This window comes from Bacillus sp. SYZHCR11, from assembly GCF_057196865.1.
The window spans coordinates 341012-365562 of record NZ_JBXUND010000001.1 but is presented as its reverse complement, the minus strand read 5'-3'; the positions used below and the strand labels follow the sequence as shown (position 1 = coordinate 365562).

The window sequence follows — 24551 nt, the reverse complement described above, 5'->3', positions numbered from 1 at the left end:
AGCCGGATCTATGCAGTCTTTTTTTATTTATACCGGGTATACGGGGTGTTTCCGGTGTGTGAATGTCAGTTGTTTGGACATGTAAGCAGTGAGGCGTTTATTGAGTTCTTCCCGCAAGGAATCAGCAGGAACAATGCCGTCAATCACCATTTCAGAGGCAAGCCGGTAAAGGTTAATGTCTTCCTTATATTCATCACGCTTTTCTTGAATAAAAGCAGGCCTTTCTTCAGGGGCCAGCTCGCTGATTTTGTTTGCGTAGACCGCATTCACCGCTGCTTCAGGACCCATTACGGCAATTTGCGCAGTCGGAAGCGCTAAACAGCAGTCCGGTTCAAAAGCAGGCCCCGCCATCGCGTATAATCCGGCACCGTAGGCTTTTCTGACGATAACGGAAAGCTTCGGAACAGTCGCTTCCGCCATTGCGGAGATCATTTTTGCGCCATGCCTGATGATGCCCGCCTGCTCAACCTTCGTTCCGATCATGAATCCGGGAATGTCTGCTAAAAACAGAAGCGGAATATGGAATGCGTCGCACAAAGCGATAAATTTTGCGGCTTTATCCGCCGAATCGAGAAATAAAACTCCGCCTTTGACACGCGGCTGATTGGCGATAATGCCGACCGGCTGTCCGTGAATTCTCGCAAGCCCCGTTATTAATTCCTGCGCAAATAACGGTTTAATCTCAAAAAATGAGTCTTCATCAATGACACGTTCAATTAAATCCATCATGTTGAACGGTGCGTTTTGATGTGCCGGGATGACATCTGAGAGCGGTTTTTCAAAAGCTTTCGGGTTCTTAGATTTGTTGACGGGCGCTTTTTCAGTATAATTTGCCGGAAAGTAGCTGAGATATGTCTGCGCCATCATGATTGCTTCCTGTTCCGTCGGGGCGAGGAGATCACCGCAGCCTGATACAGAACAATGCATACGGGCGCCGCCCATTTCTTCAAGCGATACTTTCTCGCCGATTACCATTTCTGCCATGCGCGGGGAACCTAAGTACATGGATGCATTGCCTTCGACCATAATGACAATGTCGCAAAAGGCCGGAATGTAAGCGCCGCCCGCAGCGGAAGGACCGAACAATAAACAGATTTGCGGAATGCGGCCCGACAGCTTTACTTGATTATAAAAGATGCGGCCGGCTCCCCTTCTGCCCGGGAACATGTCGACCTGATCCGTAATTCTCGCACCTGCGGAATCGACTAAGTACAAGAGCGGACACTGAAGCTTCTCCGCCGTCTCCTGAATGCGGATGATTTTTTCCACCGTTTTCGCGCCCCACGAGCCCGCCTTTACGGTTGAGTCGTTTGCCATCACACAAACGGTTCTGCCGCCGATGGTTCCGATCCCGGTAACGACCCCGTCAGCCGGCAGTCCGTCTGACATGCACTCGGCGAAAAAAGCGTCTTCAACGGATATGCCGTCATCGAATAAAAGCTTCAGCCTGTCTCTTACAAAAAGTTTTCCCTTCTTTTCGTTGCTTGCATGATATTTCGCGGCTCCTCCCTTTTCAATCGTTTTGCTGCGTGTCTGCCGTTCTTTTTCGTAATCCATCCGAGTCCCTCCATGTTTTATTTTCCTTTGTATTCAGGGGGTCTTTTTTCTTTAAAAGCGCGCAGGCCCTCTTCTCTGTCAAGTGTAGGGATGACTTGTTCATATGCTTTTCGTTCGATTTCGAGCCCTGTTTTGAGATCTGTCTCCAGACCCTTGTTTATCGCGGATTTTGCTTGTCTGACGGCGATCGGCCCATTAGCGGCGATGCGGCCGGCCAGTGCTTTTGCTTTTTCCATAAGTTCATCGGCTTCACAAACATGCTCGATCAGCTTCATGTCTTTTCCCTCTTCGGCAGAAAGCCTTCGGCCGGTATAGATCAATTCTTTTGCCGCGCCGGGGCCGATAAGCCGGGGCAGTCTCTGCGTTCCGCCCGCCCCGGGAATGATTGCAAGCCCTGTTTCAGGAAGGCCGAGGCCCGCCCGGCTGACGGCTGTTCTGATATCGCAGGCGAGAGCGAGTTCAAGGCCTCCTCCGACAGCGGTTCCGTTCAGCGCTGCAATGACCGGCTGCGGGAGAGCTTCAATGGATGCAGCCGTTTCACCGATACGCCTGACGCTTTGCTTAACTTGTTCATGATTCATCCCAGCTCTTTCTTTTAAATCAGCGCCGGCGCAAAATGTGTTTCCGGAGCCGGTGAGAATAACACAGCGAATGGATGGCGAGTTTTTGATGTCTTCAATCACACGCTGTAAATGATCAATCATTTCTGAAGACAGCGAGTTGGCCGCATGCGGGCGGTTCAGCGTGATCAGACCGATCGTTTCTTGACAGACGGAATACAAGACGCAATCTCCCATGGCTTCTCCTTTCTCATTTCGTTCTGAATGCCTGCAGATTTCTGCTTGGCAGCTCTTTGCCTATTTTATCCGCGATCCAGCCGGCGGCATAAAGAAGTTTATTCATGTCCGTCCCGGTATCAATCCCCATTTGTTCGAGCATATAAATGACGTCTTCTGTGGCAGCGTTGCCTGCTGATCCCGGAGCATACGGACAGCCGCCAAGCCCGCCTGAGGAAGTATCGAAGGATGTAATCCCCATATCAAGAGCGGGAATGATATTCGCTAGAGCCGTTCCTCTTGTATCATGGAAATGGAGTGCGATTTTTGAGGCGGGAATTCTCGGCAAAAGGGCTTCAAGCACGGCTATGACCTGCAAGGGGTTTGCCGCGCCGATCGTGTCGCCGAGCGATATTTCATCAACACCCATTTCGAGCAGTGTGTCTGACAGGCGGATGACTTGTTCGACCGGCACGTTCTGTTCGTACGGACAGCCGAACACAGTGGACAGATAAGCTCTCGTCGCCATTTTTTCAGCTTTTGCTTCAGTAATAACCCGCCTGAGCTCTTGAACGGTCCGGTCAATCGGTTTGTTTACGTTTTTTTGGTTATGGGTTTCGCTTGCAGATAAAAATACACAGGCCTGATCGATTCCGCCTTCTGCCGCATGCTCCAGTCCGATGAGGTTCGGAACGAGCGCCGCGTAGACCGTATGTTCAGACCTGGCAATGCCTTTTGCGACGTCCAGGCTGTCACGAAGAGCCGGAATCCATCTCGGATGCACGAATGATGTCACTTCGATATAGGGAAGGCCTGTTTTTGACAGCATATTGATCCACTCAATCTTATTTTCTGTATCCACCCACGCCGATTCATTCTGCAAGCCGTCACGCGGTCCTACTTCATTGATGCGGACATATTCCGGACAGTTCATGCTGCACCTCCCGTTTTATTGAAGTTCAATCAGGACCTCTCCTTCATCAGTGAAATCACCTTCTGATTTTTTCACTTCTTTCACCGTACCCGCTGCATCAGCGATAATCGGAATTTCCATTTTCATAGATTCCAAGATGGCCACTTCCTGTCCTTCTTCAATGACATCACCGGGCTTCACATGAATTTTCCACAGGTTTCCCGCCATCTGAATTTTTATGACGCTCATTTTGATGCCCCCTCGTTCATTGTTTGTAAAAAACCGGTTGTTGCCTCACCCTTTTCAAACATTTCTGAATGTGCAATTTTTGTAAGCAGCGGAATGTTGGTTTTAATCCCTTCTACATGATATTCGCCAAGGGCGGTTTTCAGTTGTTCAATGGCTTGTTTTCTCGTATTCGCCGTGACGATCATTTTGGCAATCATCGGATCGTAAAACGGAGAAATGACGCTTCCCTTTTCGACGGCGCATTCGTGTCGCACTGACGGGTGTCTTAAAACGGAAAAAGACGAGATGGTACCGGGTGACGGGTAAAAGGTGACCGGATCTTCCGCATAGATCCGCACTTCTATCGCATGACCGCGGTGGTTGATATCTTTCTGCGAGAAAGTCAGCGCCTGCCCGGCGGCGATTTTCAGCTGTTCTTCCACAAGATCCAGTCCTGTAATTTCTTCTGTCACCGGATGCTCCACCTGCAGTCTTGTGTTCATCTCTAAAAAATAGATTTGTTTCTTTTGGTCGACGAGAAATTCTATTGTGCCTGCATTTTGGTAGCCGATCGATTTAGCGGCTTTAACGGCGGTTTCACCGAGTCTTTGTCTTAATTCAGCGTCAACAAACGGCGACGGCGCTTCTTCTATCACTTTTTGGTGGCGCCTTTGTACTGAACAGTCACGTTCAAACAGATGAACGGTGTTGCCGAAAGAATCTGCGAGAATCTGAATTTCAATATGACGGGCATTTTCAATGACTTTTTCCATATACATTGCGCCGTCTCCAAAAAAGGACGCGGCCCGCTTTTGATTGCCTTCGAACGCTTTGGCCAGCTCTTCTTCTGAATGTACGATCTGCATGCCGATTCCGCCTCCCCCTGCAGACGCTTTCAGCATGACCGGAAAGCCGATGGCACGGGCTTCGGCTAAGGCGGAGTGGACATCGGGCAATGGCTCTGAAACACCGGGAACGATCGGGACCTTTGCTTTTTGCATCGTTTTTCGGGCTTCTATCTTGCTGCCCATCTTGGCGATGATATCACCGGGCGGGCCGATAAATGTGATTTGTTCCTTCCGGCAGCGTTCGGCGAACAGGCTGTTTTCTGACAGCAACCCGTAGCCCGGATGAATGGCGTCCGCTCCGGCGGATTTGGCGGCTTCTATGATTCTGTCGATATGTAAATAGCTTTCATTTACTCTCGATTTACCGATCGGATAGGCCTCATCAGCCGCTTTTACATGCAGCGCGTCCCTGTCGGCTTCTGAATACACAGCTGCCGAGGGGATGCCGAGACGTTTGCAGGTGCGGATAATTCTTAAGGCGATTTCTCCTCTGTTGGCAATCAGGACTTTTTTAAACAAATGTGAAGCACTCCTTTTTCATTAAGTTAACTTGAGCTCTTCAATCGTTTTTTCCCGCAGCTTGAATTTCTGAATTTTTCCTGAGGCTGTCATTGGATATTCATCTGTAAACAAAACATACCTGGGGACTTTATAGCGGGCGATATGTTCTTTGCAAAAGGTTCTGATGTCTTCTGCGGAAGCGGTTTGTCCGTCTTTGAGCCTGACCCACGCCGCGGCCTCTTCTCCGTATTTCGGATCAGGCACGCCGACGACCTGAACGTCTGCCACTGCGGGATGCCGATATAACATTTCCTCAATCTCGCGCGGATAGATATTTTCGCCGCCCCTGATCAGCATGTCTTTCAGACGGCCCGTGATTTTGCAGTACCCGTCCTCGTCCATGACAGCCAAATCACCGGTATGCAGCCAGCCGTCCTTGTCTATCGCTTCTTCGGTCGCTTCTTGATTTTTATAGTAACCTTTCATGACATGATATCCGCGGGTGCAGAGCTCTCCTTGTTCGCCCCGGGCGGCTTCTTGGGATGTTCCGGGCCGAACGATTCTGACTTCGATATGGGGAAGCGCGCGCCCCGCTGTTTCCACTCTTCTTTCAAATGAATCATCCGTTCTTGTCTGCGTAATGACAGGTGATGCTTCGGTCTGTCCGTAGGCAATGGTAATGCCGGTCATCCCCATTTTGCCGATCACTTCTCTCATGACTTCCGCCGGGCATGGCGAGCCTGCCATAATCCCGGTTCGGACGTGGGAAAGATCATATTCAGAAAAGCGGCTGTCATTTAGGAGGGCGATAAACATCGTCGGTACACCGTGCAGAGCCGTGCAGGCTTCTTGCTCCACCGTTTTCAGAACGGCCGGCGGAGAAAACTGCTCGATCGGAATCATCGCCGCACCCGCGGAAACACATGCCAGCACGCCAAGCACACACCCGAAGCAGTGGAAAAACGGCACGGGAATACATAAACGGTCACTTGAAGTAAGCTTCATGCATTCTGCGATATTGGCCGCGTTATTTACGATATTAAAATGTGAGAGCATGACGCCTTTCGGAAATCCGGTCGTACCTGATGTATATTGCATATGAATGCAATCATCCTTTTTCAGGCTGTCCATCCTTCCGTCAAGCGCTGCATCCGTTACAGCTTCGCCTTCCTTCAGCAAAGAATCCCAGCGGTGCATCCCGGGCGGACTTTTATCACCGATATATAACACCGTCCGTAAAAAGGGGTAACGTTTCGAACGCAGCCTGCCGTGCTCACAAGTTTTCAGCTCCGGAATCAGCTTATTCACCATCTCAACATAAGATGTCTGCCGGTAGGAATCCATGATTATCAGGGCCGAGACGTCTGAATGCGCCAGCAGGTAATCGAGTTCTGCGATTTGAAAATTTGTATTAATGGTGACCAGAACAGCGCCGATTTTCGCCGTTGCAAATTGCGCCGCGAGCCATTCCGGTATGTTGGATGCCCATATGGCCACATGATCTCCTTTTTCAATTCCCAGTTTCATCAGCCCTTTTGCGGTTTGCCGGCATAACCGGTCAAACTCGGCATACGTATAACGAAGGCCGCGCTCAGGGTAAACAACCGCTTCATGATCCGGAAAAAGCTCCGCGGTCCGCTCAAGCAGCTTTCCGGCTGTTAAATGGATAAGTTCAGCCATATGACCTGCCCCCTTCCATCCCTGTCTTAGTAAACGTTTTCATTTCACTTCAAAAGCTGTCTTGCGATGACCATTCTTTGAATTTCTGACGTTCCTTCGCCAATCTCCATCAGCTTTGCGTCACGAAGCATACGTTCGACACCGCATTCCTTCATATAACCGGAACCGCCATGAATTTGGATGGCCTGAAGGCATGTTCTGACGGCCATTTCTGAAGCATAAAGCTTGGCGAATGCCGCTTCTTTCGTAAATGGCAGGTTTTGATCCTTCAGCCATGCCGCTTTAAGCACCATTTGTCTGGCAAGGTCAATTTCCATCGCCATATCGGCCAGCTTAAATTGAATGGCTTGAAATGACGATATCGGACTGCCGAACTGCTTGCGTTCCTTCGCATATGACAGCGACGCCTCCAGTGCGCCTTGAGCGATACCGACAGCCAGTGCCGCAATCGAGATCCGCCCGCCGTCTAATGTATATAAAAATTGTTTAAAACCTTTTTCAGGATCACCGAGCAGGTTATCGGCAGGCACCCTGACATCCTCCAGCACAAGCTCGGCCGTATCCGAGCCTCTCACACCCATCTTGTCGTACGGATTTGTGATCGTAAATCCCGGTGTGTCTGTCGGGACGATGAGAGCTGAAATGATCGGTTTTCCGGCGGAGTTCTTTCCCGTAACGGCGGTGACAATGACCGTGCGGGCGTAATTTGCGTTTGTGATCCAGCATTTTTCTCCGTTTATCACATAGTCATCGTCCTTTTTCTCGGCTTTTGTCTGGGTGCCGCCGGCATCTGAACCGGCATTCGGCTCTGTCAGCCCGAATGATCCGAGCGCTTTTCCCGAAGCAAGCGGAATAAGATGTTCTTGCTTTTGCTGTTCAGTACCGAAATAGTATAATGGGCTTGCGCCGAGTGACACGGCTGCCGCGTAGCTCAGCCCCGTGCTGCCGCAGGCTTTTCCGATTTCTTCAACCGCTGCTGCATATGAAATGGTGTCACCGCCCGCCCCGCCGTATTCTTCCGGAAACGGAATTCCGAGCAGCCCGAGTTCGCCTATTTTTTTAAATGTGTCTATCGGGAAGACGGCTGATTGATCAACCTCATGGGCTTTCGGGGCAATTTCATTTTTGGCGAAATCTCTGACCATTTCGCGCACCATCTGCTGTTCTTTTGTCAGTTGAAAATTCATTAACCTTCCTCCTTCTGCTGCTTTCTACATTTTATTAATGGGGGTCTTTATTCATTCCATCCAAATAAAGTCTGAACATTCGGACTCATCCGCCGCAAAAAAAACTGACAGTGCCGCAACTGTCAGTTTTATTAATAATGGCTATTTAATCGTCCGTTTTGCGGAGGGACGGCTCTCATGGTGAAGCCTGTCAACAGAAGTAACGATATAGGTGCATGCTTCTTCCGCCCGAATATCAGTATCTGAAAATGTCTGCGTCCGTGACGATGTTTTTCTGACTGTATCCACTAAATAAGGCTGCTTTCCCTTTTCTGCGCGGTAAATGGCGTAATAAGCCGTTTTTTTACCGTTGGATTTCGCATCTTCGATATAGAGTGTATGGCCTGAAGCATTCTTCTCCGCCCGTTTGACAGCCGGTTTTTTTAAAGCGGAATGTCCGAGCCAAGGCATCTCGGGAATTAATGCGGGCCGGCTGTACATGTCATTGATCAAACGGTTTTTCACATCGAGCGGATTACGGTTTAAATCCTTTAAACTGAAATGCATGCTGCCTTTTATCCATGCTGATCCTCTGTTTAGCGTAATCTGTCTTCCGTATTCCCCCGGGTCGGCCCAGGCCGGATCAGTATTGTTGTTGATTTTATAAGCTGCCTGCCCGATATATAAATGCACCGGCCGATTGTTCACTTCTTTTCCCCACCAATCCGCTAAGACGTCATATGCCGCCGCTTTAAATCCGATACTCCAGTAAATTTGCGGTGCGATGTAATCAATGTATCCTTTTTGGATCCATTCTCTTGTATCAGCATATAAGTCATCGTAGTTCCGCACCCCGGCGGCCGTTTCGGAGCCTGTCGGATCATCTGCGGCATTTCTCCATACGCCGAACGGGCTGATTCCGAATTTGACATAAGGTTTTTCTCGTTTGATGGTTTCGTTGATTTCTTTTACAAGCCGGTTGACGTTATCCCTGCGCCAGTCATCAATTGATGCAAAGTGAGCTTTTCCGTACCGTTCGTATTCCGCCTGATCGGGGAATTCCTGTCCGGCAATTTTATAAGGATAAAAATAATCATCCATATGAACCGCATCAATGTCATAACGGCTGACCACTTCTTTGATTCCATCCGTTATAAATTGTCTTACTTCCGGAATGCCCGGATTATAATACAGCTGTTTTCCGTATGCAGCGACCCAGTCCGGATGGGAACGCGCGGGATGATCATCTGAAAGCGCATTCAAATTTGTGTGATTCATCGTGATCCGGTAAGGATTGAACCAAGCGTGAAATTCAAGATTCCGTTTATGTGTCTCTTCAACTAAAAAAGCAAGCGGATCGTAGCCGGGATTTTTGCCTTGGGTTCCTGTCAGATACTCTGACCAAGGCCCGTAATCTGATGGATAAAAAGCATCAGCCGCAGGCTTAATTTGGACGATAACGGCGTTCATTCCCATCTTCTGAACGTCATCCAGCAGCTTGCTGTATTCTCTTTTTTGCTCTTCCGGTGACAGCCCTTTTTTAGAGGGCCAGTCGATATTGGTGACAGACGCGATCCATACGGCTCGCATTTCTCTCTCCGGCTGAGTGCCGCTTGCTTGTGCGGATGCTGAGAACGTAAAGATGCCGGCTGTCAGTACAACGGCCAAAAACCATATCATGCTAAAACGGCAGCTTTTCATGTTTTTCCCCCTCTCTGCTTTACGGTATTCCGAAGCATTCCGGGCGGTGAATCAGAAAGCCTGCTTTGCTCCTCTCAGCCTAAAAGGGAAAGAAAAAAGTCCTAAAGCGAATCAAAACGCTTCAGGACTTTTTATGTTTTATGGCGGCGAGCACGTCAATGACCTTCGTTCCGACGCCGACGCATGTTTCAAGAATGGCCTGCGCTCCGGCAATGGACAAAATGAAAATAACCGGATGTGCATAGCGGGGCCAGACCAAATAGCAGATGCCGATCAATATGGCGCACCAGACGCCCGCACACCAATAACATTGCAGCATATAACCGAATGCGGAGGAAGGGACTTTTTTTTGGATGGCGCGCCCGTTTTGATCGACGGTTTTTTCTTGCTTTATAAAGGGTTTTCTTATGAATTCCGTAATCTTATCAAATACGATCAAATGGGTCAGCCGGTAGCTGGCAAGAATAATCATTACATACGTAAGCCAAGATAGGTTCGTCATCTCAAAGCCTCCAAAAAAACTGAGTGTGATTCCCCTATCTTGCCCTTTGTCTTCTTCAGTCATTCTGCCGGATGTTACAGATTCCGCGCCAAGCGTCTTCCGCTGTTTGCGATGATGTCCAGTATGACCTCGGCATTTTTGTGTGCAAACTCGGGCTCAAACATATCTTTATGGGCTCCCTCGCCCTGATATTCCTGGTAGAGTCCCGTTGTGGCGCCTTCCCATTTCTTCGGCTCAGACTCAGCATTGTGCTCTTCCTTTAAGCCGGCCTCGATAAAATGGAGGTTTGCCGCAATTTGGCCGTCATTTATCAGTTCCGCCCAGTACGTTTGATAGCGCTCTGTTTTTCTGATGACCGCTTCCCTGACGGCTTCCGGGACATTTTCGGCTGTTGCGTTTGTTGGCTGCTGCGGCAGTGCGTCAAGCTTTCTGTACGCGTCTGCGATAATGACGTCGCTGATTTCTAAGCCGCGCTTTTCCATCGCTTTTGCAGCCTCGAATGCCGTATTGCCGCCCGCTGAATATCCGAAGAGGATATAAGGGCCTTCCGGCTGGATTTCCAGCATTTTATCAATGTATTGTTCCATTCTGCTGTCTTCTTCAATAAAGTTAAAACCGTACACAGCAGCCCGTCCATTTAATGCCGCCGCCAGATCTTTAAAGAAAATGCCGAAACCTGAGATAGGCGGAAAACAGAAAAGATTGCGGCCTTTCGGCTGATTCAGTCTGCTGATATGCTGTTCGGCAGCTTCTGACAGTGTGTTTGAATACAGCTTTTCAGCCAATTGTTCGATTGTCGGATATTCAAATATCATTTCAATCGGGACGTCCATCTGCTGCCTGGTCTTCAGCTGATGAATCACTTGCAATGCTTTCAAAGAATGGCCGCCCAGCTCAAAGAAGTCATCCTGTATGCCCAGCTCCCCGCAGCCGAGGATCGGCGTCCAAATGTCGATCAGCTCACGCTCTACCCAGTTTCGTGGCGGAACGGCTTTTGATGAAGCTTTTTTCCGTTCCGGCGCAGGCAGCCCGCGGCGGTCCACTTTGCCGTTTGCGGTAAGCGGCATACGGTCAAGCTTCATCACATACTGCGGAATCATATAGTCGGGAAGCGACCTGGCCAATAGGGATCGAATGGCTCTTTCTTCAGCATGTGCGCCTGTATAATACGCACAAAGGGTTGCTTCTTGTCCTTCGTCTGACACGATGACTGCCGCTTCCCTGATTCCATCAATTTCAGTCAGCCGCGCTTCGATTTCGGCCGGCTCGATACGCTTCCCGCGAATCTTGAATTGACGGTCGATACGGCTGATGTATCCGATGCTTCCATCAGGCAGCCAGTGTGCCAAATCCCCTGTTCTGTAGATCTTTTCTTCAGGATGAACCGGGTGGCTGACAAATGCTTCACTTGTTAAGTCAGGCCTGTTTAAATAGCCTTTGGCAACCCCGTCCCCGCCGACACAAAGCTCACCGGGCACGCCGATCGGCGCAAGTCCGCCATTTTTATCAATGATATACGCGGTTGAATTGCTGATCGGTTTTCCGATTGGGATCGGCTGAGAAAAATCGTGCCTGATTTCGTAAAAGGTAGAAAATGTTGTATTTTCCGTCGGTCCGTATATGTTATAAAGGCTGAGATTCGGACAGCGGTGTCTGACCTTATTGATGAGCGCCGGGGACAATGCTTCTCCGCCGACATATAAGGTGTGCAATCCGGAAAACATCTTCGGATCCGCCTGGGCAAACTGGTTAAAAAGCGCCGTCGTCAAAAACAGAATCGTAATACGGTTGGAAGAAAGATAATTGCCGAACCTCTCAGGGGCAAGCATTGTCGTACGGTCAACCACATGGAGGCACGCTCCGTTCAATAGCGCTCCGAAGATTTCAAACGTCACTGCGTCAAAACCGATGGATCCTGTCAGAATGAGACGGTCCGTCGTGCCGGCTGACGTGTAATTACTGTTTGACACGAGCGATACGACGTTGCGGTTGGAAATCATCACGCCCTTCGGTTTTCCTGTTGAACCGGATGTATACATAATATAGGCAAGGTCACCAGGTGACGTAACGGTATTCAGTTTACCCGCCTCAGCTGTTTGTTTTTCAGCTGCAGCCGGGATAGAGATGATGTGAGAAAAGTCAATGTCAGTCTCAATCCCTTTTTGTACCGTTAACAGCTGTGCTCCGCTCTCAGTGAGCATTTCGGCGATCCTGTCGGATGGCAGTTCTGCATCGAGCGGAAGGTACGTCCCTCCCGCTTTCAATACAGCGAGAACAGCGATGATAAATTCCGGTGAGCGTTCGGCAAGAATCCCGGCAATTCCTTTTGGCGCCAAACCGTTTTCCAGCAGGATGCGGGCGAACGCAGTTGACCGTTCATCGAGCTCCCGGTACGTCATCGTCAGCCCGCCGGCGTGAAGCGCCTGATGGTCCGGGGTTTTCTTCACCTGTCGGCTGAACAGGCTGATGATGCTTTCGTCTCTTTCATACGTTGTTTTCGTGTCATTAAATTCGCCGATTATTCTTGATTTTTCCTTTTGTCCGAGCATCGGAAGCCGATCAGCGGGAACATCAGGATTGAAGGCGGCGCCGCGCAGCGCCTCTTCCAAGTGTCCTTTTACGCTCTCTATCCATACTTCGTCATAAACGTTCGCATTGTAGCTGAATTTGATGATCAGCTCATCGCCGGGCGCTATGATGAGGTTAAAATCGTAGCCCGATTGTTCCGAAACATTGACATTCCCGATCCGGAACGGTGCATCCGATTCCTTTTCCGCGTCTCTCATCTGCTGCTGAATCGGATAATTTTCAAACACGATGATATGGTCGATTAAATCCTGTTTCAGCTCAGTCTGAGATTGGATGTCAGCAAGCGGATGATAACTGAACGCCTCTGAATCAAGCATTTCTTTCTGGCAGCGGCCCAGCAGTTCTCTAAAGCTTTCGTCACCCGTTTTAATGCGTACCGGCACAGTATTGATAAACAGCCCGATCATGCTTTCCACGCCGTCAATGACGGAAGGCCGCCCTGATACGACGGCGCCGAATACGGCATCGTCCGTCCGGTTGTAGCGCTGCAGCATCAGGCCCCATACAGTCTGCATAAGAACCGCGAGCGTAGCGCCCTCTTCTTTGGCGATGGTTTTCAGCCTGTCTGTCAGATTTTGATCTAAAGAAAACAGGAGCTCTTTCTTACGGTAGCCTTTTTCCTGGGGACGGGCCGATATTTTCGGGAGTCCTGAGGGTGTCTCGCAGCCTGCTAAATATCCTTTCCAATACTCAGAAGCCGCGTCTTTGTCCTGATCAGTCAGCCATGTAATATACGTGCTGTAAGGCTTTGCGGGCGCCAATGTGACGGGTGAGCCTGATTCAATCGCCCGGTACATATGCATGAATTCCTGAAGGACGATGCCGAGGCACCAGCCGTCCATAAGGATGTGATGGTGGCTCCAGACGCATACATATTTTTCGTCAGCCGTTTTAAACAAAGACACACGCATCAGCATATCCTTTTGCAAGTCAAAGCCTTTTAAGCGGTCACGTTCCTTAAATCGCTGTAAGTAGGCGCTCTGTTCCGCTTCATCCAAATGTGTAAGATCTTCGCGGTGCAGCAGGAATTCCCGCTCACGCAGCACAACTTGGCGGGGGCCGTTCAGCTGAGCGACATGAGGTAAAAAAACCGTTCTGAAAATATCGTGACGGCTGATGACAGACTGTACGCTTTGCTCAAACAATTCCGGACGAAGCCGGCCTTTTATGGTGAAGACGGATTGCTCGATATATGCAGCCCCCTCCTTTTGCAGAAAGGAATGAAAAAGCATTCCTTCCTGCATTCGGCTGAGGGGATAAATATTTTGGATATTTTTTGTTTTGTCCATGTGTTCCTCCCGCTCGGTTTAGTGGAAGCTGAGTAAGTCGGCAATATCCTGCAAGGCTTCCTCAGTCAGCTCCCGATCATCAAAGTCACTGACGGTCTTCTCCGTATCGGTTTTGCTGAGGCAGTGTTCCGACAGTTTCAGGAGATAATACCGGCAGCTTTCGGACAGCCGTTCGATCGTATCTTGCCGGAAGCGCTCCGTTTCATAGGAAATGCTGACGGTCATCCGGCCTTTTGCCGCAATCGCGCTGATTTCAAGTGACTGCTCCCGTTTCCATGTATCTGTGACATCATCTCCGCCTCCCAAAGGAGAAAACTGAAACGCGTCAGGCTGTTCCGTTTCTGCCGGACTCCCGCCGGGCGCATCGAATTGTCCGAGATAATTAAAGCTGATCTCCGGTGCTTTCCCGAAAGTCATCCCGGCAAGCTTCGGCGGTGTTAAATATTTGAGGACGCCGTATCCGTTCCCTTTATCCGGAATGCGCCGCAATGTGTCTTTAACGGTTTTCAATGTGCGAATTTCATATTCTTCAAGAGGTTCATAAACTCCGCTCCGGACAAGCACCGGGTAAATGGAAGTGAACCACCCCACTGTCCTGCTGATGTCCGCACCTGCCTGCTCCGATTGGCGTCCGTGTCCTTCAAGGGCGATTTTCAAAGCGTGCCGCGGCGACCACTTTTGAAGGGCAAGCACGGCGGAAGCCAACAGCACATCTTGCGTATCCGTATTGTAGGCGCTGTGCACATCTTTCAACAGGGCGTCCGTTTCACTTTCTGTCAGAGTGAAGGATACCGTGTTCCGTTTTTTTGCAGGAGTTTGGGATAGATCTGCCTGCTCGTAAGGAAGACTTTCTGTTTCATAGTGTTCAATCTCCCGCCAATACTCCGCCTGCTGAAGAAGCTGTTTGCTTTCGGCATAATCGGCCAGCTGCTCCGTATATGTTTTGAATGACATGGTTTTCGGAGGGAGTTTGATTTCCTGTCCAGAGGCGGCCTGCTCATAAGCAGAAGCCAAGTCCTCCAATAAAATCCGCCATGATATCCCGTCGACAGCGAGATGATGGACCGTCAGAAACAAGTAATCTTCTGCTTCAGAGCGGAACAGTCCCGCCTGTACCAGCGGCCCGTTCTCCAAATCCATGTTTCTCTGAAGCTCTGCGACACGGCGTTTTATAAAACGTTCCTTCTCATGCTCATCGCCTTCCGTTTCTAATATGGTCAGGTTGTAAAGCTGCTCATCTGCGAGGTCAGCCGGTCTGTTGAAGAGGAGAAGACCTTTCTCTTCGTCTTTTTTGCAGACAAGGCGCAAGGCATCATGATGAACGGTAATGGCTTTTAACGTTTTCCTGAGAGCCTCTTCATCTATTGAATTTGTTCTCGTCAGCATGACGGACTGGTTAAAATGATTTGCTTCCTTCATGTCTTGTGTGAAGAACCATTTGTGAACCGGCGACCACTTCACTTCTCCTTCTGCAGGAGCTTGGCTGACCGGCTGCCGCTCTGTACGGACATAAGGAGCCAGCTCTCTAATTGTCGGCCGGCTGAAAATATCTTTTACGGCGATCTGTTTTCCTGCCTGATGTAATCGGGCTGATACTTGCAGGGCTTTGATGGAATCGCCGCCCAGTTCAAAAAATGATTGATCCGCGGCAATGTTTTCAGTTCCGAGCACTTCGCTCCAAATCGCGGAAAGCTCTTTTTCCATGTCGCTTTCAGGCTCCGTAAATGCCCGTCCGGTGTGCGCTTTTTTCCGCGGCTCAGGAAGCGCGCGGCGGTCAAGCTTCCCGTTCGGTGTGACAGGCAGGGCTTCAAGTGTTTCAAAGAACGCCGGCACCATATAAGCGGGCATTTCATTTCTGAGCGCCTGCTGCACGGTTTTACTTTCTGTTCCTTCTTCTGTCACGATATAAGCGCATAGTTCCGTTTGGCCTGCTGATGCGGTATGAGCGGTGACGGCTGCTTCTTTGACACCTTTTATGCCTGTTAAGACCGATTCAATTTCTTTCAGTTCCACCCGGTAGCCTCTGATTTTGACTTGCTCGTCCATTCGGCCGATATATTGCAGCGTGCCGTCCGGCAGCCATTTTGCCAGATCGCCTGTGCGGTACATGCGCCGGTTCTTCTGGAACGGGTCTTGGACAAAGGCTTGGGCCGTTTGCTTAGGAAGATTGCGATACCCTCTTGCAAGGCCGGAACCCGAAATGCAAAGTTCTCCCGTTACACCGATCGGCTGCGGGTGATCCCCGTTTAAAATATAAACGTGTGAATGCTCAATCGGCCGGCCGATCGTAATGTTCTCACTTTGTTCTATATGTCTTGCCGCTGTAGTGGCGACGCTGTTTTCCGTCGGGCCGTACTCATTGGCAAGCTCCGTGTGAGGACAAACCGATAAACTGCGGCTGATAATGTTTTGGTCGACAGCTTCTCCAGCTAATGTGACAATTCTGAGAGACTCTGCATCCCCCGGCTCCAGTACGTCAAGCAGTGTACGGTACAGTACGGGAACAATGATCATATGAGTGATGCGGTAAGATGCAAGATAGTGTTTAATGGCAAGAATATCTCTTGCTTCATCTTCGGCTAAAACGGCTGCTTTCGCACCGGAAATCAGCGGTGTGAACATACTTGTTACAAAACCGTCAAATGAAAATGAAAAGAGCTGAAGAACCGTATCTTTCTCATTCAGATCATAAAATCCGCTTCGCCATTGAAGGGTTTGGCTGACGGAACGATGTTCGACCATAACCCCTTTCGGCCTGCCTGTCGTCCCGGACGTGTAAATGATGTAAGCCAAATCTTCCGGTGCTGATAATGGCTGAACCGGTGATGCGTCTTGTTCTTGGATATCCTCCAGTGCGAGCACTTCGCCTTTAAAATGATCAGGCACTTGATCTATTGCGCCGTGTACGGTAAGGAGAAGCGCTGTGCCGCTGTCTGAAATGATATATTGCTTGCGTTCCTCCGGGTATTCAGGATCTATCGGAACGTAGGCGCCCCCGGCTTTCCAAACCCCGAAGACTGCGGCGACTTGTTCCGGTGATCTTGGTATCACAATGCCGACGGCGGCATTCGGTCCGATCTGCCGTTTTTGCAGAGCTCTGGCGATTTTATTCGACCATTCATCTAATTCTTTATATGTGACCAACGTTTCCCCGCTGATAAGGGCTGCCGCATCCGGTGTTTTTCGCGCCTGAGTGATGAACAGTTCATGAACTGTTTTTTCAGGCAGCTGTTTATCCGTCATGCCGTTAAAGTCCGAAAGAATTCGGTCCCGTTCCGCAGCAGTCAGCATGCTGATCGCTTGTATAGAAGTTTCCGGTTCACGGACAATGTGTTCAAGCATCGTCATAAAGTGGGAAGCCCAGCGCTGCATCGTTTCTTTCCGGAATAAAGACGCCGCATATTCAAACAGAAAATGAATCTGTCCCCCGCCTTCAGAAGCCTGCAAAGTGACATCAAATTTGGAAACCGGACGGGACACGTCCGCAGGCTGAATATGCAAACCGTCCAACAGCAATTCCTCATGTTCCATATTCTGAACGACAAGCATGGCATCAAATAGCGGATTACGGCTTGTGTCCCGCTGCACGCCGATCCGCTCCACAAGCTCTTCAAACGGGTAGTCCTGATGTTCATACGCCTCAAGTGCCGCCTGGCGGACTTCCGCCAAATAATCGGTGAACCGTTTGTCTCCTTTCGGCTCCGTTCTGATGGCAAGCGTGTTGACGAACATCCCGAGAATCGGTTCAAGGTCTTTGTGCGGACGCCCGGCAATCGGCGAGCCGACGATGATGTCTTCCTGCCCGCTCAGGCGCGCGAGCAGCGTATTGTACGCGGCGAGAAGCACCATATACAAAGTGGAGCCGTGATCCCGGGCGATGCGGTGAAGGCCGGATGCCGTTTCAGCGTCAAGCGTGCACGATACTTTCCCGCCCGCAAAGCTTCTGACCGCCGGACGGGGCTTGTCAGCCGGAAGCTCAAGCACCGGAAGCTCTCCTTCAAGCCGCTTCAGCCAATAGGCTTCCTGCTTCTGATATCCTTCCTTCTCCTGAAACGACCGCTGCCAGACGGCATAGTCTTTATATTGAAGGCGCATCGGCGCAAGCGAACGGCCTGCGTACAGCTCGCCGAATTCTTTAATCAAGGTGTTGACGGACACACCGTCAGAAATTATATGATGCATATCCGTTAATAAAAGATGGCGTTCATCCGATTCTTTCACGAGAGCCGCACGGAAGAGCGGCGCTTCTTCCAGACAAAACGGCCGGACGAATGCGTCAGCTGACTCGGCCTCATCGAGCTGAAACGGTACGCTGTCATGGATGCGCTGCACCGGTTCGCCGTCAGGCCCCGTTTCAAAGGACGTTCTGAGCGACTCATGCCGCTCAACAAGCTGCCGGAACGTCTCCTCCAGCCGGCTGCGGTCAAGCGGGCCCGTCAGTTCCAGCACAGCCGGCATATTGTAGCCGACACCGCCGTCTTCAAGCTGTTGGAGCACATACATCCGTTTCTGCGCTGAGGACACCGGGTAGGTGTCCTGTTTTTTCGCAGGCTGAATCGCTTCATACGGGCTCTCTTCCAAGTCCTGAATAACCGAAGCGAGCTCTTCCACCGTCGGCCGGGCGAAGATGTCCTGTAACGGCACCTGAACACCGAACTCTTTGGCGATGCGGGAGACGAGAGCCGTCGCTTTTAACGAATGGCCGCCCCGCTCAAAAAAGTGATCCCGGATGCCGACGGGGCCGTTTTTCAGCACCTCTTCCCAAAGGGCGCAAAGCTTCATTTCCGTGACGTTCCGCGGGGCGGTGTACGCCTGTCTGTCTGCCGCTCCGCCGGGAGCCGGCAGCGCGCGGCGGTCAAGCTTTCCGCTCGGCGTGACCGGCCATTCGCTCATCTCTATGAACTGAGCCGGCATCATGTAGGCCGGAAGGCGTGTGGCAAGCTCTGCCCGCACGTCATCGCTTTTTCGTCCTTCGATATAGGCGTAAAGCGCGGTTTCGCCGTGTTCGGTCCGGGCGGTGACCGCCGCCTCACGAATGCCGTCGATGCGCCGGATCGCCGCTTCGATTTCTCCCGGTTCAATCCGGTAGCCGCGGACTTTCACCTGTCCGTCTGAACGACCGAGCCATTCGACAAGGCCGTCTTCTGTCCAGCGTGCGATATCGCCCGTCTGATACATGCGTTCTCCCGGATAAAACGGATCAACGACAAAGCGCTCCTCCGTCAGCTCAGGGCGGTTCAGATAGCCCCGAGCCACGCCGGTCCCCGCGATATACAGCTCTCCGATACAGCCCGGCGGCAGAAGCTGTTTCTTTTGATTTAAGATATACAGCCGCATGTTATGTCCGGAACTGCCGATCGGAACATTGTGAAATTCCTTTCCTTGCGGCAAATCGAAGTACGCCGCTTCTACCGTCGCTTCCGTCGGACCGTAGGAATTTGTCAATTCCGTTCCCGGCAGAAGGTCATAAAAACGGGAAACCAAGTGCGGGCCCAATTGTTCGCCCCCGGCAAAAACCCTTTTTAAGCAGGTCTTTTTGATCGGCTGTTTTCTGGAATTTATATATTCCAAGAAAGCATGAAGCATGGATGGCACAAAATGAGCTGCCGTGATGCGGTTTTTCTCCAATGCATTCAGTATCATTTCAGGGTCTTTCTCGCCGCCTTGCGGAAGGAGAAAAACAGAAGCTCCCGCGATCGGCCACCAAAACAGCTCCCAAATCGAAGCATCGAAAGAGTATGATGTTTTATGCAAAATGGTGTCGGAATCCTTTAATCCATAACGCGTTTGCAGCGAGTATAAAAAGTTTACGGCTGACTGATGTTCAACCTGCACACCTTTTGGGCGTCCCGTAGAACCGGATGTATAGATGATATAAGCCAATGAATCAGGTTTTACCGGAACATTGGGGTTGGCCGCAGCTTCCGGGTTTCCTGTTTGTCCGCTTTTCAGAGAGATCGTTTCTCCCTTAAAAAGATCTGGTGCGAAAAGTTCTGGTTCTGCCATTAAGAATTTCACGCCGCTGTCTTTCAGTAAAAAGCGAATCCGCTCTTCCGGGTAATCCGGATCAATCGGCAGATATGCACCGCCTGCTTTTAAGACAGCGTAAATGCCGATCAGCATGTCAGGAGAACGCCGGCCCATAATGGCAGTTTTATCCTCCAGCCTTATCCCCCGCTTGATCAGCCGGTGCGCAAGCTCATTCGCTCTTTCGTTCAGTTCCTGATACGTAATCGAAATGTCATCAGTTAAAATCGCCGGACGGTCCGGCGTTTTTTCCGCCTGTTGTTCCAGCAGCTCATGAAGAGGCTGATGAAGCGGAAACGCTGTTTTCTGCAAGGGGCTGAAATTTTGAAGCAGAGACACTTCTTCTTTTTCTGACAAAACAGAAATATCGTCTAATTCCAAACCCGGATCAGCTGCGGCGTTTTCGGCAAATGTCGTGAAAAATTCCGCCCATTTTTGAATCGTTTTTCTCTCAAACAAATCAGTGCTGTATTCAAACTGGCAGTACAATTCACCGGCGTTTTCGGAGATGTACAGCGATAAGTCAAATTTAGAAATCGGCAGGCTGACGTCTGCCGGCTGCAGTTCAAGTCCGGCTGCCCTAAGCTTCTGCTGTTCCATATTTTGCAGCGCAAATGTTGTGTCAAACAGCGGATTTCGGGACATGTCCCGCGGCACACCGAGCTTATCGACGAGCTCTTCTAACGGGTAATCCTGATGCTCGTAAGCCTCAAGCGCTGTTTGGCGAATTTCCTTTAAATATTCTTTGAACGTCATGCTTCCGTCGGGACGCGTCCTGAAAGCGAGCGTATTGACAAACATGCCCAGAACGGCGTCAAGGTCGGCATGAGGCCTTCCTGCAATCGGAGACCCGACAATCATATCTTCCTGTCCGCTTAAACGGGCTAACAGAACCGTGTACACACCGAGCAGCGTCATATAAAGTGTGCATTTGTTTTCTTTCGCCAGCTTTTTCAACTGTGCTGTATGTTTTTCGCTGATGACAAATGACACCCGGTCACCGGAAAAGCTCCGCACCGGGGGACGCGGCTTATCAGCCGGCAATTCAAGCACGGGAATCTCCCCGGCAAGCCGGTTCAGCCAGTACTCCTCTTGTTTCCGATATGCGGCGCCCGCCTTAAATGATTGCTGCCAGACGGCATAATCTTTGTATTGAATCCGTAACGGCGGCAGACTTCTCTCGGCATACAGCTCACTGAATTCACGTATCAAAAGATTGACGGATACGCCGTCTGAAATAATATGATGCATGTCAGCTAAAAGCAGATGCCGGTCTTTTTCTATTTGGACAAATCCCGCCCGGAAAAGAGGCGCTTTACCGAGTTCGAACGGCCGGATAAACGCTTCGGCTGATTGTTCTTTTGTAAATGCAAACGGCACTTCGTCATGAATCCTCTGCACAGGCCGGCCGTTTATTTCTTCAAAGGACGTTCTGAGCGGTTCATGCCGCCGGATCAGCTCCTTGAACACGGCTTCCATCCTGTCTCGGTCAAACGGCCCCTTCACCTCTAAAACGGCTGGAATGTTATAGCTGACACCGCCATTTTCAAGCTGGTGAAGGACATACATCCGTTTTTGAGCGGATGAGACAGGATAAGTTTCTTTTGTTTCTGTCTTTTCTATGGATGCGAACGGATTCTCTTCTGCTTCACCGATGATTTTGGCGAGTTCTTCTACAGTCGGATAGCTGAAGACATCACTCAGCGGGATTTGCACGCTGCACTCTTTAGCTATTTTTGCAACGAGTGCCGTCGCCTTTAATGAATGGCCGCCAAGCTCGAAAAAGTGATCGTGAACGCCGATCGGGCCGGTTTGAAGCACTTCTTCCCATATGCGGGTAAGCTTCAGTTCGGTCACATTCCGGGGAGCTGTATATCGACGGCCCGCTGCGTACGCCGAAGCTTCCGGAAGGGCCCGCTGATCGACTTTGCCGTTCGCAGTGAGCGGAATCGCGTCAACGAAAGCCCATTTGACCGGAATCATATAATCAGGCAGCTCTTTGGCCAAATCACTTCGCAGCTGAGAAGGATCAGTCGCTTGTGAGACGCTGCAGTAGGCGCATAATTCATTTTCGCCCGACTCATTCGTTTGAATCAGCACGGCAGCTTCTTTCACGGCATGATGATTTGCCAGGACGGTTTCAATTTCCTTTGGTTCAATCCGGTACCCTCTGATCTTCACTTGATCATCTGTCCGGCCGATGTATTCCATTTGGCCGTCCGCACGCAGTCTTGCCAAATCTCCGGTCCGGTACATGACGGCGCCCTTTCTGAACGGATCCGGCAAAAATTTCTCTTCGGTCAGCGCCGGATTGTTCACATAGCCTCTTCCTGTATTCGCTCCGGAAATATACAATTCTCCCGCAATTCCGAGAGGCTGAAGCTGTCTGTTTTTGCTGAGAATATACATCTTGTTATGATGGATCGGTTTCCCGATCGGCGGATGTTCAGGTATGTCATCTCCCGCAGAAATCGTATACGTTGAAACCACATGGGTTTCTGACGGGCCGTAATGATTATGCAGCTGCATACCGTGTAAACGGAGCGTCTGCCTGAACAAACGTGAGATAGTCAGCTGCTCCCCGGCCGTAATGACATGCTTCACACAGCGGGGAAAAGACTGTGCATAACCTTCTTCATTGAAAAGCATCTTGACAAACGCAGTCGGGAAAAACACCACTTCCGTTTTGTGCTGATCGATAAACGAATACAGCTGAGAAACATCCCGTTTGATTGATTTGGGCACGATACAAAGGGTGCCGCCGCTCAAGAGTACTGAAAATAACTCCTGATAGCAGACGTCAAACGCCAAAGATGCGTACTGCAGCACATTTGTGCAAAAATCAATGCCTGTGTTCGTCAATTGGTCAGAAAGAAGGTTGGCCATATTTTTATGTTCGAGCAGCACGCCCTTCGGTTTCCCTGTCGTACCGGATGTATAAATCATATAAAGGAGGTCGTCCGCCGTATTAATGGATTGCACATTGCTTCCGTCCGCTTCCGTCCCGGCCTCTTCTATATATGTAACCTGCAGCGTTTGTTCCGCGGGGAGTGACTGATCCCGCTCTGTTACAACATGGATGCAGCCGCTGTTTTCAATAACATATCGGATACGCTCCTTTGGACTGCCCGGATCTATCGGAACAAAGGCGCCGCCCGCTTTTAAAATACCGAGAACGGCCGCCGCTAAAGAAGGAGAACGGCCGAGCATGACGCCTACCGGCTCCTCCCGCTTTAATCCGCGTTTTTGCAGCAGACGGGCCAGCTTATTAGCCGATTCATTCAGCTCTTTGTACGTCACTGACCCGCCTTCATACCGGATCGCGATTTGATCCGGCGTTTGTGCGGCCTGCCGTTCAAACATCGCATGAATCGTGTCATACTCAGGCTTTTCAGTTTCTTCAGAAATCGGAGCAAGCAGCTGCTCTTTTTCCTCAGGAGTGATGATTACAAGCTTATCCGGCGTGATATCAGGTTTGTCGAGAATCTGGGAAACGATATGTGTCAAATGACCTTTGATATTTTCGATAAATTGGCGGTCATACACGCTTGAATCGTATCTCATTTTCAAGTGAATCTCGTCACCCGGCGCCACCATCAGGTAAAAACTGTAATTGGTTTCGTCTTCCATGCTGAAATCATGGATGTGAAAAAGGTCTTTCGTGTCCCCCTTGCTGTTCAGTACATCAAGCTCTTGTTCAACCGGATAATTCTCAAAGACGAGAATGTGGTCAATTAAGCCTTGTTTTACCTGTGAATTCGCCTGTATATCATAAAGCGGATGATAGCTGTATGCCTGTCCTTTCAAAGCGTCCTTTTGCACGTTTTTGATCAGCTTTTGAAACGGGATGTCCGCCCCGCTGATCCGGACAGGCACGGTATTAATGAACAGGCCGATCATTCGCTCGATGCCTTCGATTTCAGACGGCCTTCCGGAAATAACAGAACCAAAAACCGCATCTTCTGTCTGGTTATACGCCTGAAGCAAAATGCCCCAGAGCGTGTGGAAAATGGTGCTCAGCGTGACCTCTTCTTTCACGGCCAGATCTTTCAGCTTAGCCGTGTCCTCTTTTGAAAAGGAAAACGTCACTTCCTCTTGTCTGCTTTCGCCGGCTTTTTTCTGCTTCGGCAGAACAGTCTGCTGCTCAAAGCCTTCAAGGTATCGCTCCCAGTACGAAGCGGCTTTTTCTTTATCTTGCTCCATCAGCCACTTGATGTAGGTTCCGTACGGCACAGCGGGCTCAAGCGTTAACGGTGTCCGGCGGAGCCGCGAGGCGTATATCTGGAAGAACTCTTTCAGCACGATTCCGAGACACCAGCCATCCATAATAATGTGATGAAAACTCCATATGCACGTATATTCACATTCACCGGTTTGAAGCAGCGTCACCCGCATCAGCATGTCTTTTTGCAGGTGAAATCCTTTCTTACGGTCTCTTCGTTTGGCTTCTTCAATATGCTTGATTTGATCAGCCTTGTTTAAATTGGTGAGATTTTCCTCAATGATGCTGACGTTCCGCTCTTTTAATACGACCTGTTGCGGCACTGACACGTTCTGGCTGATAAAGATCGTTCTGAAAATATCATGTCTTTCGAAAAGGGCATGAACGCTCTCTTCAAACACGCGGGTGTCAACCTTCCCTGTTATTGAAAAAGAGGCCTGCTCGGCGTAAGCTTGTGATTCCTTTTGCAGGAGGGAATGAAAAAGCATTCCTTCCTGCATATAAGACAGCGGATAAATATCCTGAATTGCATTCTTTTTTGTCATGTTATAA

Annotated in this window: 11 protein-coding genes; all 11 read right to left on the bottom strand. The window is 50.1% G+C overall.

Annotated elements, in window-relative coordinates; genetic code table 11:
* Positions 1-27: 27 nt before the first annotated feature.
* The 11 genes from AC2CGA_RS01785 to AC2CGA_RS01735 all read right to left on the bottom strand — a co-directional run bounded on the left by AC2CGA_RS01785 (position 28) and on the right by AC2CGA_RS01735 (position 24544).
* Positions 28-1557 carry an acyl-CoA carboxylase subunit beta gene (locus AC2CGA_RS01785; protein WP_007410124.1) on the bottom strand — a complete coding sequence of 510 codons (1530 nt, stop codon included), beginning with the start codon at positions 1555-1557 and terminating at the stop codon, positions 28-30.
* Positions 1558-1574: 17 nt separating this feature from the next.
* Complete coding sequence (locus AC2CGA_RS01780; protein ID WP_264254917.1) at positions 1575-2354, bottom strand: enoyl-CoA hydratase; 780 nt, start codon at positions 2352-2354, stop codon at positions 1575-1577.
* A 13-nt stretch (positions 2355-2367) separates the two neighbouring features.
* Positions 2368-3267, bottom strand: a complete 900-nt coding sequence (locus AC2CGA_RS01775; RefSeq protein WP_032857973.1) for a hydroxymethylglutaryl-CoA lyase — start codon at positions 3265-3267, stop codon at positions 2368-2370.
* 15 nt (positions 3268-3282) lie between these two features.
* The gene (locus AC2CGA_RS01770; RefSeq protein WP_007410121.1) at positions 3283-3495 is read right to left on the bottom strand and encodes an acetyl-CoA carboxylase biotin carboxyl carrier protein subunit; all 213 of its coding nucleotides are present in this window, start codon (positions 3493-3495) and stop codon (positions 3283-3285) included.
* Positions 3492-4841: an acetyl-CoA carboxylase biotin carboxylase subunit gene (locus AC2CGA_RS01765; protein ID WP_139885300.1), complete on the bottom strand. Its 1350-nt coding sequence runs from the start codon at positions 4839-4841 to the stop codon at positions 3492-3494. Before AC2CGA_RS01765 ends, AC2CGA_RS01770 begins: the two co-directional genes overlap by 4 nt.
* Before the next feature lie 21 nt (positions 4842-4862).
* Entirely contained in the window at positions 4863-6503 is a 1641-nt protein-coding gene (locus tag AC2CGA_RS01760) for an AMP-binding protein (protein WP_014305111.1), read from the bottom strand.
* Between the two features lie 44 nt (positions 6504-6547).
* Positions 6548-7690 carry an acyl-CoA dehydrogenase family protein gene (locus AC2CGA_RS01755; protein ID WP_014305112.1) on the bottom strand — a complete coding sequence of 381 codons (1143 nt, stop codon included), beginning with the start codon at positions 7688-7690 and terminating at the stop codon, positions 6548-6550.
* A 141-nt stretch (positions 7691-7831) separates the two neighbouring features.
* A complete protein-coding gene (locus AC2CGA_RS01750; protein WP_088037168.1) occupies positions 7832-9370 on the bottom strand; it encodes a glycoside hydrolase family 10-like protein in 1539 nt (512 codons plus the stop codon).
* 121 nt (positions 9371-9491) lie between these two features.
* Positions 9492-9872: a DUF1360 domain-containing protein gene (locus tag AC2CGA_RS01745; RefSeq protein WP_015388151.1), complete on the bottom strand. Its 381-nt coding sequence runs from the start codon at positions 9870-9872 to the stop codon at positions 9492-9494.
* A gap of 74 nt (positions 9873-9946) precedes the next feature.
* Positions 9947-13750, bottom strand: a complete 3804-nt coding sequence (locus tag AC2CGA_RS01740; protein WP_484480106.1) for a non-ribosomal peptide synthetase — start codon at positions 13748-13750, stop codon at positions 9947-9949.
* Positions 13751-13768: 18 nt separating this feature from the next.
* Positions 13769-24544, bottom strand: coding sequence for a non-ribosomal peptide synthetase (locus AC2CGA_RS01735; RefSeq protein ID WP_484480105.1), 10776 nt, complete (start codon positions 24542-24544; stop codon positions 13769-13771).
* Positions 24545-24551 lie beyond the last annotated feature (7 nt).

Bases quoted from the DNA above. Each gene is read 5' to 3' on its own strand.
- AC2CGA_RS01785 (WP_007410124.1), bottom strand. From the start codon at position 1,557: ATGGATTACGAAAAAGAACGGCAGACACGCAGCAAAACGATTGAAAAG.
- AC2CGA_RS01750 (WP_088037168.1), bottom strand. From the start codon at position 9,370: ATGAAAAGCTGCCGTTTTAGCATGATATGGTTTTTGGCCGTTGTACTG.
- AC2CGA_RS01745 (WP_015388151.1), bottom strand. From the start codon at position 9,872: ATGACGAACCTATCTTGGCTTACGTATGTAATGATTATTCTTGCCAGC.
- AC2CGA_RS01780 (WP_264254917.1), bottom strand. From the start codon at position 2,354: ATGGGAGATTGCGTCTTGTATTCCGTCTGTCAAGAAACGATCGGTCTG.
- AC2CGA_RS01770 (WP_007410121.1), bottom strand. From the start codon at position 3,495: ATGAGCGTCATAAAAATTCAGATGGCGGGAAACCTGTGGAAAATTCAT.
- AC2CGA_RS01775 (WP_032857973.1), bottom strand. From the start codon at position 3,267: ATGAACTGTCCGGAATATGTCCGCATCAATGAAGTAGGACCGCGTGAC.
- AC2CGA_RS01760 (WP_014305111.1), bottom strand. From the start codon at position 6,503: ATGGCTGAACTTATCCATTTAACAGCCGGAAAGCTGCTTGAGCGGACC.
- AC2CGA_RS01755 (WP_014305112.1), bottom strand. From the start codon at position 7,690: ATGAATTTTCAACTGACAAAAGAACAGCAGATGGTGCGCGAAATGGTC.
- AC2CGA_RS01740 (WP_484480106.1), bottom strand. From the start codon at position 13,750: ATGGACAAAACAAAAAATATCCAAAATATTTATCCCCTCAGCCGAATG.
- AC2CGA_RS01735 (WP_484480105.1), bottom strand. From the start codon at position 24,544: ATGACAAAAAAGAATGCAATTCAGGATATTTATCCGCTGTCTTATATG.